Here is a 16,352-nt window from a genome sequence, read left to right on the forward strand (position 1 = left end):
GTTTCATGGCTGCAGCAACCGCTCGCGCAAGCCGCCCAGCCGCCGGATCGGGCGCGCCAGCGCAGCGCGCAGCGCGTCGTCGGTACTCCAGATCTCGGCGTGGTCTTTCGCGCGCGAGATGGCGGTGTAGACCAGTTCGCGGGTGAGGATGCGGTTGTCGGCGTCCGGCGGCAGCAGCACGGCCACGTCGCGGTATTCGGAACCCTGACTGCGATGGATGGTGATCGCCCAGGCACTGTCGTGGGCGGGCAGCGCGCGTGGCGAGTAGCTGCGCAGGCCGGCATTGCCGTCGCGGTCGCTGAGTTCGAACCACACGCGCAGCCCTTCCGCTCCTTCCAGTGCGATGCCGACATCGCCGTTGAACAGGCCGCGGGCGTAGTCGTTGCGGGTGACGATGACGGGGCGGCCGTGGTACCAGGCGCGGCCGGTGTCGAGGCCGAAGCGCACGGCGAGCCGGGGCAGCATCAGCTCGTTGATGCCCTGCGCGCCGAACGGACCGTCGCGCAGTGCGCACAGGATCTGCAGCTGGCGCAGTCGCTGCAGCGCTTCGGCGGCGTCGCTGGCCGGTGCCAGCAGCGACTGCAGCAGCCCGGCGTGGCGCTCGATCCAGCCGTCCACGCAGACGCGCAGGGCGTGCAGGTTGGGGCAGTGGCGCAGGTGCAGGTCACCGTCGCTGCGCTGCTCCAGCAGCGTGTCCAGCCAGGCTGGGTCGGGTGCGTCGCGCAGCGCCTCGACGCCGCGCTGCAAGCCGCTGCCGGCGCGCCAGCTATGGGTCAGCGTGAGTACCTGGCCGGCCAGCGGGGCATCGCCGGCGGCGACATTTGGTACCTGCTGCAGCAGCGGCGGCAGCCGCTGGCGCGGTGCGGCGGCGACGATGTCGGCCAGCACCGAACCGGCATCGACCGAGGCCAGCTGGCCCGGATCGCCGAGCAGGATCAGCACCGCCGCGGGGCGCAGCGCCTGCAGCAGCTGGCGCATCATCGCCAGGTCCACCATCGACGCCTCGTCCACCACCACGATGTCCTCGGCCAGCGGATTGTGCGGGCCGTGGCCGAAGCTGCCGTCCAGCGGCCGGTAGCCGAGCAGGCGGTGCAGCGTGCGCGCTTCGGCGTGCGGGATATGCGGCACGAGGTCGCGAAAGCCGGTGCCCGGCAGGCTGGCCTGCAGTTCGGCCTTGCCCCTGGCGATGGCCTGCGCCAGCCGCTGGGCGGCCTTGCCGGTGGGTGCGGCCAGCGCGATCGACGGCTGCGCCGGCAAGCCGCAGGCCTGCGCGTGGCGCAGCAGCATCAGCAGCATGCGTACCACGGTGGTGGTCTTGCCGGTGCCGGGGCCGCCGGTGAGCACGAAGAAGCGCGCGCCGGGCACCGCGGCCACGGCGGCGCGTTGCCCGTCGGTGGGGCCGGGCGGCATGCCGGCAAACAGCACCTCCAGGTCGTCGGCGAGAATCCCGGCGGCGAGCGGCAGCGTGCGTTGCGCGCAGCGCTGCAGGATCGCCTCGGAGAGCTTCGCCTCGTGTTGCCAGTTGCGCCACAGGTAGAAGCGCCCCTCCGCATCGAGCACGAACGGGGTGAACGAGCTGCCGTCGCCGACCCAGTCGTGCCGGCGCAGCGCATCCAGCGCGTCGGCATCGAGGCCGGCGCCGGTGTCCGGGTCGGCCAGCGCGGCGCAGGAATGGCCGTGGCCTTCGGCGCGGCTGGCCGCGCGCACGGCGGCGGCGAGCAGGGCGGAGCCGGTGCGCCCGAGTACCCATTGCGCCAAGGTCTGGTCGATCGCGCGCTCGTCGGCGTCGACGGCGTGGGTCAGCGGGAGGTTCATGCCGCGGCCTCCTGCGCGCCGGCGAAGGCATCGTCGAGCGCTTCGATCAGCGCCGCCGGCCAGCACCGGCGCCATACGCCCAGCCCCGGCGCCAGCCCCAGCGCGCGCACGAACAGGTACCAGCTTTCGCCGAGCTGGCGTTCGGCCGTATAGCCGTCCATGCGCTGGCGCAGGTAGCGATGCAGTGCCACGGTGTACAGCAGCGCCTGCAGCGGGTAGTGGTGCCCGGCCATCGCGGCCGCGAGCGAGTCGCCCTGATAGTCGCCCAGCCGCGCGCCGAGCCAGTTGGTTTTGTAGTCGAGCACGTGGAAGCGGCCGTCGCGGGCAAAGATCAGGTCGGCGAAGCCGGTCAGCATGCCGTTCAGCGTGGTGGCGTCCAGGCTGGCCGGGATCACCTCGGCGTGGCCGTGGGCCGCGCAGATCCGGCGCAGTGTCGCCAGCGGCACCTGACGCACCGGGAACTGGAACTCGAACTCGGCGATGCGCTGCTCCGGCGCGAGGTCGACCAGGCGCAGGCCGTCGCCCAGGTCGGCCTGGCGTGCGCGGTCGATCATCCGGCCCACGCGTTCGAGCGCTTCCTCGTGGGCGAGGTGCGGCGCGGTGACCGCCTGCGCGCCGAGCTGGCGGTGCAGCAGCGGGCGCTGCCCGGGCCAGAGCGGGCCGGGCTGCGCCAGCTCGAACACCTGGTGCACGGCGTCGCCGAAGCGCGGGCCGCGCAGCGGGTACAGTACGAGCAGGCGGCTGTCTTCGGCCGCCTCGTCCGCCTCGATCGCCGGTTCTTCCGCACCGGCTTCGTCGGCGCCGCCGCTGTCGTCGACCAGTGCCGCGGCAGCGTGGCGGGTCAACCCGCTGAAGCTGTGCAGCCACTGGAACGGCCGCAGCAGCGGCAGTGGCGCCTGCGTAGCGCGCGGCGCCGGAGTTTCGGTCGGCGGGCGGTAGCGGGTGAAGGTGCCGGCGAATGGTGCGGCCAGGCACGTGCCGCCGAGCGCCGCTGCCATGGCATCGAGCGAGGTTTCGCCCACGGGCAGCTCCAGCGTCCGCTGGGCCTGCCCGAGCAGCAGGTCGATCGCGGCCCACTTCCACGCCGGCGCATCGTCGTCGGGCTGCAGGCCGCGGTCGACCCAGTACACGTGCACGGCGTGCACGGCGCGGGTCAGCGCCACGTAGAGCAGGCGCAGGCGCTCCTCCAGCTCCTCGCGGAAATGGCGATCGCGGTGTTCGACGAAATGCGCCGAGCCCAGGTCCACACAGCGCTGGCCGGCGTCGTCGTGGTAGCGCAGCAGCTTCGGCGCATAGCTGCCGTCCTGGCTGCGGATGCGCCATGCCAGCGGCAGGAACACGATGGGGAACTCCAGCCCCTTGCTGGCGTGGATGGTCAGCAGCTGCACGCGGCGGGCGTCGCTTTCGATGCGCAGCTGGCGCTCGTCGGCCGCCTCGGCGTCGCCGTCGCTACCTTCGCGACGCATCTCCTGCAGCCACGCGTACAGGCCGTCCAGCCCCTGTCGTTGGCCTTCTTCTGCGGCGAGCAGCTCGCCGAGGTGGCGCAGGTCGGTGAGCACGCGCTCGCCTTCGGGCTGCGCCAGCAAGGCGATGGCGCGCGCGGCCAGCAGTTCGCTGATCAGTGCCAGCACGCCGCGGTTGCGCACCAACGCACGCCACGCCTCGAAGCGTTCCAGCTCGCGCTCGAACGCGGCGGGCTGCGCCTGCCACGCGTGGAACTGTGCCAGCGTGGCGCCGAGCAAGGTGGTGGCCAGCGCGCCGCGCACGGCCTGGTCGTCGTCGGCGTGCAGCACGGCGAACAGCACCAGTTCCAGTTCGCGCGCGACCTCGCCGGCGAAGATGTTGCCGCGGCCGCTGCCCACGCAGGGCACGCCGCGCGCCACCAGTCGCTGGCGCAGCGCCACGACCTGCTTGTTGGTGGACAGCAGCACGGCGATGTCGCCGGGCGTGACGCGCTGCCCGCCGATCTGTTGTCGCGGGTCGTTGAGCAGCTCCGCAATGCGGTTGGCGCAGTCCTCCAGCGCCAGCGCCTCGAGGTCGCCGAGTGCCTTCAGCGGGTTGCCGTTGCGGTCAGTCGCATCGCCGCGGAACGGGTGGAACACCAGTGGCTGCGTCACCGGCTGGCCGTCGACGGTGTACGGCTGCTCGTCCGCCTTGCCGGTCGGTGCGACCGGCTGGTAGCGGATCGGCAGCTGGCCGAAGCCGCCTTCGGTGTGGCCGTACCAGGCGTTCAGCGCCTCGACCAGGGCGCGGCTGGAGCGATGGTTGGTGCCCAGCGAGAAGCGCTGGCCGGCTTGCTCGCTGGCGCGCAGGTAGGCGGCGATGTCGCCGCCGCGGAAACTGTAGATGGCCTGCTTGGGGTCGCCGATCATCACCAGCGTGCCGCGCTCGCGGTAGATCCGCTCGAAGATCGCGAACTGGCGCTGATCGGTGTCCTGGAACTCGTCGATCAGGGCCACCGGGAAGGCGTCGAACAGGCGGTCGGCCAGCACTGCGTCGGCCGCCTCGCCGCACAGTCGCTGGTACACCGCGTCGATCAGCATGGAGAAGGTCAGCACGTGGCGCTGACGTGCGCGGCGCGGCATTTCCTCGCGGCAGGTTTGCGCGGCGTCGGCGAGCACGGCGCCGCGCACGAGGATGTCGCGCATCCCGAGCAGCGGGCGTAACGCCTGCAGGGCACGGATCAGCGGATGCGCGGCGAGTTCGCCGGCGCGGCTGGCAGCGGCCTGGGCCAGCAGTTTTTCCGGCTCGAACACCTCGCTGATCGATTTGGCCAGTTGCGCTTCGTCGCCGTCGCGCAGCGCCTGAGCGATCTCGCCCAGCCGGCTGCACAATGCCGCGTTGGCCCGCTTGTACAGCGTGGCGTCGTCCGCCAGCCGCTGCAGCTCGGCGATGCTGTCGTCGCTGCGCAGCGTAGCGAGTGCGTGATCGACTTCGGCCAGGCCGCCAGCCTCGATCCGTGCGTCGACGCTGTTGGCCAGCCCGCCGAGGTCGCGCAGCAGGCCTTCCGGGCCATCCTTCAGCAGCAGCTCGGCTTCACGTGGGTCGACCGCGCCAGCGAGGTAGCGGCGGCGCCAGAAGTCCTCCACGCATTCGCGCATCAGCTGCTGCTCGTCGAACAGCTGGTCGTCGGCGAACGCGGCGCCGCTCTGCAGCGGGTAGTCGCGCTGGATGCGCTGGCACAGCGCGTGGATGGTCGACACCGGCGCGCGGTCGAGGTCGCTGCGGGCGAGCTGGATCCGGCACAGTGCGAGGCGGGTGCTGTCCGCGTCGGGGCACAGCGCGGCCAGCCAGCTTTCCAGTGGATCGGCGCTGGCCGCGTCGCGCGCCACGGCTTCAAGCAGGCGCTCGGCTTCGACCAGGCGGCGGCGCAGGCGCTCGCGCAGTTCCTGCGCGGCGGCGTCGGTGAAGGTGGTCACCAGGATCTGCTCCACCCGCAGTCCGCGTTCGAGCAGCAGGCGCAGGTAGATCACGCCGATGTTCCAGGTCTTGCCGGTGCCGGCGCTGGCCTCGATCAGCACGCGCCCGTGCAGCGGCATGGCGCGCCAGTCGAGCGGGGGCAGGGCGGCGGTCATGGCTGGGTGTCCTGCGTGAGTTTCATCAAGGTCGTGCGCTGCGGATCGAGCACGCCGCAGACCAGTTCGGTGGCGGCGACGAAGGCGCGATGGGCGGGGCTGGCCTCGTCGAACAGCTCCAGGCCGCGGCTGAGCAGGGCCGCGTAGCCGGGCGCGTAGTCGCGTTCGCCGGGGTTGAAGCTGTCGCCTTCCCATGCTGCGGCCGCTTTGGCGAGGCGGTCCTTCGGCTCGTTGCCGGCCCAGGCCTGCGCGGTGCGCGGGAAGAACAGCAGCGGCCACTGTGCGGCGGCCCGATACGCCTCGACCAGGCGGCGCAGGCCGTGGCGCAGTTGCTCACCCTCCTGCGCGCGGATGGTGTCGAGCATGCCCGCCGTCTGGGCGACCAGTACGCTGCTGCCGCCATGTGTGCGCCGGACCTGCTCCAGCAGCGTCGCCTGCAAGGGTGCGCCGTCGCCGGCATGGGCCAGTTGCAGGCAGGCCCAGTCGAGGTAGAAGTCCAGCAGGTCCTTCAGGTTGGCGGCGCGCCCCGGGCGGGCGTCAAACCACAGCAGCTTGCCGTCGGCGCCACGGAATACGCGGTCGATCGTGCCGGTCAGGTGCAGGCCGTCACCGAGGTCGAGGTCGATGGCTTGTGCGTGCGCCTGCGCGCCGCCGCCAGCGAACAGCGGATGCGCCTGCGCCAGCAGGGGGCGCAGTGCGTCGCGCAGTTGCGTCCAGGCCCGCTCGCCGATCGCGCCGCCGGCCAGCATGCCGGAGCGGGCGAGCCAGGCCGGCGGTTCGGCAGGCAGTTCGGCGCGGCCGGCGGCGAGCGCGTCGAACAGCAGGCGATGATCGACCCGTTCGATTTTGTCCAGCGGTGTTTCCAGCGGCTCGCGATCCGGCCAGCCGCGGTCGTCCAGTGCCTGCAGGCTGATGCCCTGGCCGCGCAGCAGGGCGTCCCTCGCGGGGTCGCGCCAGAAGCGCCTGAGCGTGCCGAGGGTCATCTCGCCGGCCACGGTTTCCGGCGTGGTCGCCGGCGCGTCGAGGAAGGGCGGCGTGCCGGCGCTGATCGATGCGGCGGCGAGGAACGCTGGCTCGTACGAGAACAGCCGCGGATCGTGGCGGGGCCGGCCTTGCGCGTCGCGCTCGTAGTAGCGCGCGTCGAACGGCTGCAACGGGTGACGCACGCGCCACGGCCGCTCGGCTGTTGCGTCACCGGCGAGGCCGTGTTGTTCGTCGAGGAACTGCAGCAGCTCGGCCAGCGGCGCGGCGGGGTTGCGCGGCTTGCCGTCGCGCACGCCTTCGCCGACGTAGCTGACGTGCAGTACGTCGCGTGCGGACATCAGCGCTTCCAGGAACAGGTAGCGGTCCTCGCTGCGCGTATCGCGGTCGCCGCGGCGCGGCTGGGCGAGGATCTGGTTGAGGCCGGCGTCGTGGCCGGGGCGCGGGAACTCGCCCTCGTTCATGCCAAGCAGGCAGACCACGCGGAACGGGATCGAGCGTTGCGGCACCAGCCCGCAGAAGGTCACCCCGCCGAGCAGGAAGGCCTGGCGTTCCGGCACCGCCTCGAGCGCGCCGCGCAGCGCCTCGCGCACCACGCTCCACGGCAGCGGCGTATCGATGCCGGCCTCGGCGGCCTGGCCGGCGAGGCCGGCGACGAGCCGGCGCAGGGCGTCGAGCGCGTTCTGTTCGGCGGCGTCGCGCGGGTCGGCGAGGAACAGCGTGTCGAGCCGCTCCAGCAGCCACTCGCTCCATGCGGCCAGCGGGCGCGCGCCGGCGAACGCGTGGCGCAGCTGGCGCAGTTCGCCGAGCAGGCGGTCGAGCTGGCCCAGCGCCTCCACCGCGTTGCCGGCGACGCCTTCCAGCGGCAGGATGCCGTCGAGCAGGCCATCGTCGCCGTCCTGGCCCGCGATCAGCCCGGCGTACATGCGGTCGAGGCCGAACTGCCACGAGTTCGTATCGACCGCCGCCGCACCGGCCTCGGCCTTCATCGCGGCGTCCAGCCCCCAGGCCACGCGGGCGCGGCGCAGCCAGCGTTCCAGTGAGTCGCGCGCGCTGGCGTCGAGCGCGAAGCGCCGCGCCACCGCCGGCACATCGAGGAAGTCCAGCACCTCGCTGACCGTGAAGCGGCTCTCGGCCAGGTCCAGCAGCTGCGCGAACGCGCTCATCAGCGGGTGCGCATGCGCCAGCCCGACATCGGCCAGGTGCCAGGGCAGGTGCAGCGGGTCGCGCCGGTACTGCGCTGGCTCGCCGAACACCGCGGCGAGGTAGGGAGCGTAGGCGCCGATGTCCGGCGCCATCACCACGATGTCGCGGTGCTGCAGGGTCGGGTCGTCGGCGAGGCAGCGCAGCAGGGTGTTCTTCAGCACCTCTAGTTCGCGCAGGCGGGTGTGGCAGACGTGCACGCGCAGGCTGGCGTCGTGGCGCAGCGCGGGCAGGATGTCGTCCAGCGCAACCCCGTCCGCTTGTTGCGCACGGATCGGCGCACCGACCCGTTCCGGCTGCAGGCAGCGGATGCTCGACTGCAGCCGGGCGAGCAGCGCGGTGGCGTCGTCGAGCGGCTCGGCCTCGTCGAGCGGGTCGCGCTCGTCGAGCGCGTCGCACTCGTCCAGGGTCAGGCAGAAATCCTGCGCGATGCGGCCGAGCGCCACCAGCAGCGGGTGGCCGACCTCGTAGTACAGCGCCTCCGGATCGTCCGCATGGGTGAGCAGGAAACGTTGCTTGCGCAGGTAGACCCAGTGCTCGCGGCAGGGGTCGGGGAAGTACAGGTGCACCGGCGCGTGCAGCGCGGTGGCCTGCAGCGCTGCCAGCACGTCCGGCGGCAGGTGGCTGACGCCGAACACGTGCAGCGGCGGGTCGCCGGCCACGGCGTCGCCGGCGCGCAGTGCTTCCAGCAGGGCAGCGCTGCGCTGCGCGCGGTGCGGCCGCGGGATGGCGGCACGCAGCCGCTGCCACAGCACGGCCTGCCAGTCGCCGGCGTGCCGCGCGGGGTGCTGTTCCCAGTCGAGCACCCAGTCCGGCCGGTAGATCAGGTACTGGGTGTACAGACCGGCCAGGTGCTCGGCGAGCTGGAAGCCGCGCCGTGCCGCATCGTCGCCGGCCAGGTAGGCCGCCACTTCCGGCGCCTTCAGCGTGGGCAGCGCCATCAGCAGGCGCCAGCGCAGCAGCTCGTGCCGGTAGGCGCCGCCGATCAGCGCCTCGTCACCCAGCGCCCGGCGCGCCGCGCGCTCGAACCATTGCCACGGCAGGATCATCTCGATGTTGGCGGCGATGCCATGGCCGCCGTGCGGCCCGCTGCGCTGCGCCAGGTGGCCGAGCAGCCAGCGCCGCAGCCCCGGGTGCGCCACCACCACGGTCTGCGCGGCCAGCGGATTGGCCGGCCGCTGCGCTTCCAGCTGCAGCGCCAGCGCGTCGGCCAGCCGCTCGGTGCGGCTGCCGCGGTGGACGATCAGTCCGCCTGGGTTGTCCCTCATGCCTTCCTGTCCCGATCGACGCAACCTGCACAGCATACCGAGCCGCGACTCATCGTTTGCGATTGTGGTTTCGTTTGGCGGCGCGCGTTGCGGCGAGGGAGTGCAGTGGCTTTGCTCCTCCCCCTGCTTCGCAGGGGAGGGAGCACGCCGGGCCGTGTCGATTTGCCGGGCTGTCGTTCGTCGTCCGGATGGTGCCGGGGTTGGCCTGCCTGGCTCCCATCCATCCGAAGGAGACACGACGATGCGCTGCATGGTGATAGTGAAGGCGAGCCCGGACTCGGAAGCCGGCGTGATGCCCGGCGAGCCACTGCTGGCCGCGATGGGCCGCTACAACGAGGAACTGGTGAAGGCCGGCGTCATGCTGGAGGGCGAGGGTTTGCAGCCCAGTTCGAAGGGCGTGCGGGTGAAGTTCTCCGGCCGCACGCGCACGGTGACCGACGGGCCGTTTGCCGAGACGAAGGAATTGATCGCCGGCTTCTGGTTGTGGCAGGTGCAGTCGATGGCCGAAGCGGTCGAATGGCTCAAGCGCGCACCGTTCGACGACGATGCCGAGATCGAGATCCGCCAGGTGTTCGAGGCCGAGGATTTCGGCGCCGAACTCACCCCCGAATTGCGCGAGCAGGAGGAACGGCTGCGCGCGCAGCTCGCGGCGAAATCGTGAACCGCACTGCGGGCCGGTTCGGCGCAGGATCTGCGGCCACGTCTTGCGTGATGCGTGTCGGGAGCCGAGCGCAGGCGTGACTTCCGGCCTTGCGCCGGTGGGGTGGGGATGCTGTGATCGGTCGCCATGAGCACGACCGACACCTATCGCACCATCGACGCTGTCTGGCGGATCGAATCGGCCCGGTTGATCGCCGGCCTCGCGCGCATGCTGCGCGACGTCGGCCTGGCCGAGGAGCTGGCGCAGGATGCGCTGGTGGTGGCGCTGGAGCAGTGGCCGCAGAGCGGCGTGCCGGACAACCCCGGCGCGTGGCTGATGACCACCGCGAAGCATCGTGCGATCGACCGGCTGCGTCGCAGCAAGCTGCTCGAACGCAAGCACGAGCAGCTGATGCACGAGCTGGAACACGAGCAGGAACAGGCAAGGGCCGCCGACGAGGCGGCGCTGGACGACCCGTTCGGCGACGACCTGCTGCGGCTGATCTTCACCGCCTGCCACCCGCTGCTGTCGATGGAGGCGCGCGTGGCGCTGACCCTGCGCCTGCTCGGCGGCCTGACCACGGAGGAGATCGCGCGCGCCTTCCTGGTGCCCGAGCCGACCATCGCGCAGCGCATCGTGCGCGCCAAGCGCAGCCTGGCCAAGGCAGCGGTGGCCTACGAGGTGCCCCGCGGCGAGGAAATTGCCACGCGCCTTTCCTCGGTGCTCGGGGTGATCTACCTGATCTTCAACGAGGGCTACTCGGCTACCGCCGGCGACGACTGGATGCGCCCGGCGCTGTGCGAGGACGCCTTGCGCCTGGGTCGGGTGCTGGCCGGGCTGATGCCGCGCGAGCCCGAAGTGCATGGCCTGGTGGCGCTGATGGAGCTGCAGGCCTCGCGTTCGCGCGCACGGGTGGACGCGCACGGTGAGCCGATCCTGCTGCTGGAACAGGATCGGGCCTTGTGGGACCGGCTGCTGATCCGCCGCGGCCTGGCCGCGCTGGAGCGGGCCGGGAAGCTGGGCGGCGCGTTCGGCCCGTATGCGCTGCAGGCCGCGATCGCCGCCTGCCACGCGCGCGCGCCGACCGGTGCGGCGACCGACTGGCCGGGCATCGCCGCGCTGTACGCGACATTGGCCCGGGTGATGCCGTCACCGGTCGTCGAACTCAATCGCGCGGTGGCCGTGGGCATGGCGGATGGTGCGGCAGCGGGCTTGGAGCTGGTCGACGCGCTGGCCGGGGAGCCGGGCTTGCGGCGCTACCACCTGTTTCCTGCGGTGCGCGGCGACCTGCTGGCCCGGCTGGGCCGTGTCGACGAGGCGCGCCGGGAGTTCGAGCGGGCCGCCGGGCTGGCGATGAACCGTCGCGAGCGCGAGCTGATGCGCAAGCGCGCCCGGACGTGCGCGGAGGATGCGCCGCCCGGGTGAACGGCGCCGTCGTGCACGGCAGCACGACGCATGATGGATTAATGCGGGCTCTCGTGATGAAGTAGGACCACGGTCGATACACCGTCGGTTCGTTCGGGGGGATTCGCAAGCGGATGAACAGCCAGGAGCAGGCACGTGGCGAACTGCGCGAACGCTTCTACCGGAGCGTGGCGGAGACCCTTGCGCTGCTGCATGCGACGCCGGATCGCGACCGCCGCCGGATCATGGTCACGATCGCGGGCATCCTGGCCTCGACCATGGATCTTCCGCTGGTATGGATCGGCCGGCGCGAACCGGCGCACGACGGCGTCGAGGTCCTGGCGGCGGCGGGACCCGCTGCGACTTACGCGTCCGCACTGCATCTCAGCGCGGACGAATCCGCCCCCGGCGGGGGCGGGCCGGTGGGCATGGTGTTGCGCCAGGAACGGGCGCGGTCCACCCCGGTCGATGCGCCGGAGTTCGCGCCATGGCGCGACGCCGCGCGGCGGCACGGTTTCGGATCGTGCATCGTGGCCGCGTCGAGGACGCGCGACGATGGCCAGCTGGCGCTGGCCGCCTACTCCCGCGACGACGGTCCCAGCCTGAGCGGGGAGTTGCTCGACTGGGCACAGCGGCTGGTCGACGAGCTGAGCCGGTTCTGGGACCACCAGCTGCTGCTGGAGCGCAGCGTGCGGATGAGCCGCTATCGCGATGCGCAGCGCACGATCCAGCGCGCCTTGCTCGAACAGCCCGACCCGGAGTCGGTCTATGGCACGCTGGCCCGGGCGCTGGCCGAGATCGCCGGCGCGGCCGCTGTCGACGTGTTCGCCGTCGACGGCGCCGACCCGATGCTGCGGCGGATGGCTCTGGTCGGCCCGATTGCGGACGTCGTGCGCGGCCTGCCGCCACCGCCGCGGCACGACGACGGCCCGCTTGCGCCGGCGCCGACGCTGGCCTTCATGCGGGGTACGCCGTTCATCCGGCGCTATGCATCCGAAGCGCCGCAGGACGACACGGCATTCCGCCGGGAGCTGCTCGAACATGCCGGTGCGGTGGGCTGCTGGCCGCTGTTCGCGTCCCCGGCCGACGCGATCGGTGCGGCGCGGACGCCGGCCGGCGTATTCGTCGTGCTGACCGTCGAGCCGGACGCCTTCGACGACGAGATGTGCCGCCTGCTGGATGAAATTGCCGACGCGACCGGGCTGGCGTTGCGGCAGCATGCGCAACGGCATGCCCTGCTGCAGGAACAGGAGCGGCAGACCTACCTGGCCCTGCACGACGATCTCACCGGCCTGCCCAACCGCCGTGCGCTGGACCGGCACCTGGAGACCGTGCTGGCCCATGCCCGGCGGCGCGGGCGACTGGTGGCGGTGGGGCTGCTCGACCTGGACGACCTGAAGCCGATCAACGATCGCCATGGCCATGCCGTGGGTGATCGCCTGTTGGTCGAGATGGCGGAGCGTTTCCGCCAGATGCTTCGTGCCAGCGACTACGTGGCGCGGCTCGGCGGCGACGAATTCGTGCTCGTGTTCGAGGATCTCGAATCGGCCGAGGACATCGACGGGCTGCTGGAGCGCATCGGCGAAGTTCTGCAGTTTCCGATGACGATCGAAGGCGCGGTCATGTCCGTGGGCGCCAGCCTGGGCATCGCCCTGTATGCCAGCGATACCCAGGCCACCGGCGAGCAACTGCTGCGCCGCGCCGACCAGGCGATGTACCAGGTGAAGTCGCGCAAGCGGCACCGCTCGCACTGGTGGTCACTGGTGTCGCCCGATGGCGTGGTGGACCAGGCCGACGAACTCGATGCCGCCGCCTCGCCTTACGGTGAACAAGCCGCCATGCTGCTGGGCGCCTGCAGCAAGGCGTGGGAACCGCGGTTGCCCGGCATCGTGGAAAGCTTTCGCGCGGGACTGCGTTCGCATGACGGCATTGCCCGGTTGCTGGACCTGCTTCCGGCCGCGGATGTGAAGGTGTTCGAGGAGCATCAGCTGCAGCATCTGCAGGTCCTGCTGCGGGCGGATCTCGACATGGCCGGCCACCACGCCCGGGCAACCCGAACCGGCCTGTTCCATGCGGCCTGCGGACTCGAGGAAGTCTGGCTGCTGGAAGCGATCGAGCAGTTGCGCGACATTCTGGCGACCACGCTGGCCGGCGTCGGCCAGACCGATCGCCGTGCGCTGGCGATCCTGCTGCAGCGACTGGGCATGGAACGGCAGTGGCAGCTGGAAAGCATGCGCGAACTGCAGCGTCGCCGGGTGGCCTTGCTGGCCAGGGTCAACGCTCTGGCGTGGTCGGCCGAAGGCTACCTGGAACTGATCCAGGGCGTGGCCGACATCCTGATATCGCACGAGGAAATCATCGCCTGTTCGGCGGGGCGGCCGGACGCGTCGGGCCAGCTGACCTACGAGGCGGTGGCGGGAACGGCCTTTGCCGAATACCTGCATGCGCTGGTCAGCGGCAAAGCGGTGCCGATCCGGGTCGGTGCAGATCAGTCGGAGGGGCAGGGCCCCAGTGGGCGCGCCTGGCGCACGGCGAGGATCCAGCGTTGCGCCCACTACGGCAGCGAGCCGTCGATGACGAATTGGCGCGACATCGCGCTAAGTCTCGGGGTGGTTTCCAACGTGGCTATTCCGCTGTGCGCCTCGCCGCTGCAGCCGGCGGTGGTGCTGACCGTCTACAGCCCGTACGCCGGCGGCTTTCACAGCGAAGACCAGCGGGCATTTCTCGAGCAGATCAAGACCGTGCTTGACCTCGCCCTGGCGCGCCTGGCGCCGCCGCGCCAGGGCACCGAGCTGCTGCCGTTCTTCGTGCGCGAGCGCTGGCGCGCGACGGTCGCGACCGATGCCCTGCAGATGCACTACCAGCCGCTGGTCAGACTTGCCGATGGCCGGGTTACCGAGGTCGAGGCGCTGGCGCGGTTGCGCGACGATGACGGCGACCTGCTGGCGCCGGCCAGGTTTCTTCCCGCGCTGGGCGCGGACGATTTGCTCGTGCTGTTCCGTCAAGGGCTGGCCCAGGCCGTCGCCTGTCGCGAATTGCTGTTGCAGGCGGGCCATGCGCTGGACATCTCGGTGAATGCGCCCGCAGCCGCGTTGGAGGACCCGCGCTACGCCGAAGTGGCGGCGGCGGTCATCGCCAGCAGCGGCTGTGCGGCGCAGGCGCTGTTGTTCGAGATACTCGAGTCGCCGATCGGCACCGAGCATGCTGCCGTGCCGCAAGGCTCGGGCATGCAGTCGCTCAAGACCCTGGGCGTGCGCCTGGTCGAAGACGACCTCGGCGCGGGCTACAGCTCGCTGATCCGCCTGCGCCAGTGGCCGTTCGACCGGATCAAGATCGACCAGGCGATCGTCAGCCAGGCCCGGCAGGATCCGTTGGGTACCTTGCGTTTCATCCGTCAGCTGATCCGGATCGGGCACGACCTGCGGCTCGAAGTGGTCGTCGAGGGGCTGGAATCGCTCGACCTGATCGAGGCTGCAACGATCCTAGGCGCGGATTTCGGCCAAGGCTATGCACTGGCGCGACCGATGCCCGCCGATGCATTGCCCGCCTGGCTGGCGTGGTACCGATGCGGGCAAGATTCCGCATGGCCGCGAACCGGGCTGGGCGCACTCGCCGGCGAGTTGCGCTGGGAGGAACAGCTCATTGCCTTGCCGGCCGAGCCGGCGTTCTGGGCCCGGCATGCGCAGGTAAGCTGCGGCCCGGGCGAATACCTGCACGATATGGACCTGGCAGTGCTGAATGCCAGTCACGAGGCCATGCACAGGGCGGCCCTGGCCGGCCCGTCCGACCCTGGCTACCGGCATGAGCGCGAAGCTTTCCTCGCGCTGCTGGTCGAGCACGTGCTCGGCAGCCTGCATTCCTGAGGCCATGCGTACCTGGCCGAAACGAACAAGGGCCCGGCAGTGCCGGGCCCTTGTTCGATGGCTTCGGTGGTGGGCGATGCAAGGATCGAATTTGCGACACCTGTCGTGTGAAGTGCCCGTTGCTACACGCACGCTGCGCTTTTCATGCTGGCCCACAACGAACAAGGCCACCCGGGAAGGCGGCCTTGTTCATTGGAATCGGTGGTGGGCGATGCAAGGATCGAACTTGCTACAACTGCCGTGTGAAGGCAGTTTTGCATGTGCAAGATTAAGCATTACTGTTTTTAAGTGGCTGATTTGACTGGCTGTGTTGTGCATCATCGTGCGTAGAAGTGTGCTATAGTTTTTCCACGTCGTTTTCACGTTGGGACGAAAGCATGCGCAAGAGGAAGGATGCAGCGGCACCGGAAGGCGCGAAGAAGGGCGCCCCGACCCTGGCGCAGGTGCGTGCGTGGATCCAGTCCAAGAGCGGGCGCGCGAAGCTGCCACAGCGCAACGATCCCTATTGGGGCGCGCCTGTGGATCGCGGCCTTTTCGTCGGCTACCGCAGCATGGCGCACGGCGGCAACTGGATCGCGCGCTGGCGTGACGAGGACGGCAAGCAGAACTATCACCCGCTGGGCGCGGTGAACGAGGACAACCCAGACGCGTACATGGAGGCGACGAAGGCTGCGCGTGCGTGGCTCAAGCGCATGCGCGCCGGCGTGCGTAGCACTGAGGTTGTCACCGTGGCCGATGCGTGCCGCGAGTACGTGCAAGACCGGCGCAGCGAGAAAGGCGAGGCCACGGCGATCGACGCCGAGCAGCGATTCGCGCGCACGGTCTACGACAGCGAGGTGGGTAAGACCCTGCTGGATCGGATCACGACGAAGCGCATCACCGAATGGCGCGACGCGCTATCCGAGCCGGACGATTCCGGCAAGGTGCTCGGGCGCGCCAGCGTGAATCGCACGCTGACCGCATTGAAGGCCGCGCTCAATCTCGCGGTACGCAATCGCAACGTGACGCCGGAGCGTGAAATCGAGTGGCGCTTGGTCAAGCCGCTGAACAATGCGAGCGATCGACGCGAACTGTTTCTGGACTTGGGCCAGCGCCGCGCGCTGCTGGCGGCTGCCGAAGGGGACATTCGTCACTTGATCGAGGCCGCCATGCTGACCGGCGCGCGGCCTGGTGAGCTGGGCCGAGCACGCTGCCGCCAGTTCGATCCGCGGACCGGCACGATGGTGTTCGACGGCAAGACGGGCAAGCGTAGCGTTCGCCTGACGCCGGCGGCGGCCACGCTGTTCAAGGCGATGCGCAAGGGCAAGCTTCCCGAGGCGTGGCTGTTCGACAACGCCGGCGCGGCGTGGGACAAGCACGTATGGAACGAGCATGTGCAGAAGGCCGCGGAGTCCGCCGAGCTGCCGCCTGGCGTGTGCCTCTACACGCTGCGCCACAGCTTCATTACCGAAGCCATCACCGGCGGGCTATCGCCGCTAGAAGTGGCGCGCATGGTGGGCACGAGCCTGGCCATGATCGACAAGCACTATGGTCACTTGGCGAAGGATACGGCTGTCGACCGCCTCGCCCGCGTGGCCCTGATTTAACCGCCGCCGGCGCCAGC

General features: G+C 70.7%; 7 protein-coding genes. 4 read left to right on the plus strand and 3 right to left on the minus strand.

Going from position 1 to position 16,352, the window contains the following annotated elements; translation table 11 throughout:
• Positions 1–3: 3 nt before the first annotated feature.
• The 3 genes from recD to recC are packed head-to-tail and all read right to left on the minus strand — an operon-like array spanning position 4 to position 8,842.
• Positions 4–1,815 (minus strand): exodeoxyribonuclease V subunit alpha, encoded by a 1,812-nt coding sequence (gene recD / locus QQA13_RS05900; RefSeq protein ID WP_108471526.1) that lies wholly within the window; start codon positions 1,813–1,815, stop codon positions 4–6.
• Positions 1,812–5,390, minus strand: a complete 3,579-nt coding sequence (locus tag QQA13_RS05905) for a UvrD-helicase domain-containing protein (RefSeq protein WP_108471525.1) — start codon at positions 5,388–5,390, stop codon at positions 1,812–1,814. Before QQA13_RS05905 ends, recD begins: the two co-directional genes overlap by 4 nt.
• Positions 5,387–8,842, minus strand: a complete 3,456-nt coding sequence (recC, locus tag QQA13_RS05910) for an exodeoxyribonuclease V subunit gamma (protein ID WP_108471524.1) — start codon at positions 8,840–8,842, stop codon at positions 5,387–5,389. The genes QQA13_RS05905 and recC overlap by 4 nt, the downstream gene beginning before the upstream one ends.
• Positions 8,843–9,083: 241 nt before the next feature.
• Between recC and QQA13_RS05915 the strand changes: the two genes are divergently transcribed.
• The 4 genes from QQA13_RS05915 to QQA13_RS05930 all read left to right on the plus strand — a co-directional run bounded on the left by QQA13_RS05915 (position 9,084) and on the right by QQA13_RS05930 (position 16,335).
• Entirely contained in the window at positions 9,084–9,503 is a 420-nt protein-coding gene (locus QQA13_RS05915; RefSeq protein WP_108471523.1) for a YciI family protein, read from the plus strand.
• A 126-nt stretch (positions 9,504–9,629) separates the two neighbouring features.
• Entirely contained in the window at positions 9,630–10,907 is a 1,278-nt protein-coding gene (locus QQA13_RS05920) for an RNA polymerase sigma factor (RefSeq protein ID WP_108471522.1), read from the plus strand.
• 113 nt (positions 10,908–11,020) lie between these two features.
• Positions 11,021–14,749 carry a diguanylate cyclase domain-containing protein gene (locus QQA13_RS05925; protein ID WP_108471521.1) on the plus strand — a complete coding sequence of 1,243 codons (3,729 nt, stop codon included), beginning with the start codon at positions 11,021–11,023 and terminating at the stop codon, positions 14,747–14,749.
• A gap of 377 nt (positions 14,750–15,126) precedes the next feature.
• Positions 15,127–16,335 (plus strand): tyrosine-type recombinase/integrase, encoded by a 1,209-nt coding sequence (locus tag QQA13_RS05930; protein ID WP_108471520.1) that lies wholly within the window; start codon positions 15,127–15,129, stop codon positions 16,333–16,335.
• Positions 16,336–16,352: the final 17 nt, after the last annotated feature.

The sequence above is a fragment of the Rhodanobacter thiooxydans genome (assembly GCF_030291135.1).
Classification (GTDB): Bacteria; Pseudomonadota; Gammaproteobacteria; order Xanthomonadales; family Rhodanobacteraceae; genus Rhodanobacter; species Rhodanobacter thiooxydans_A.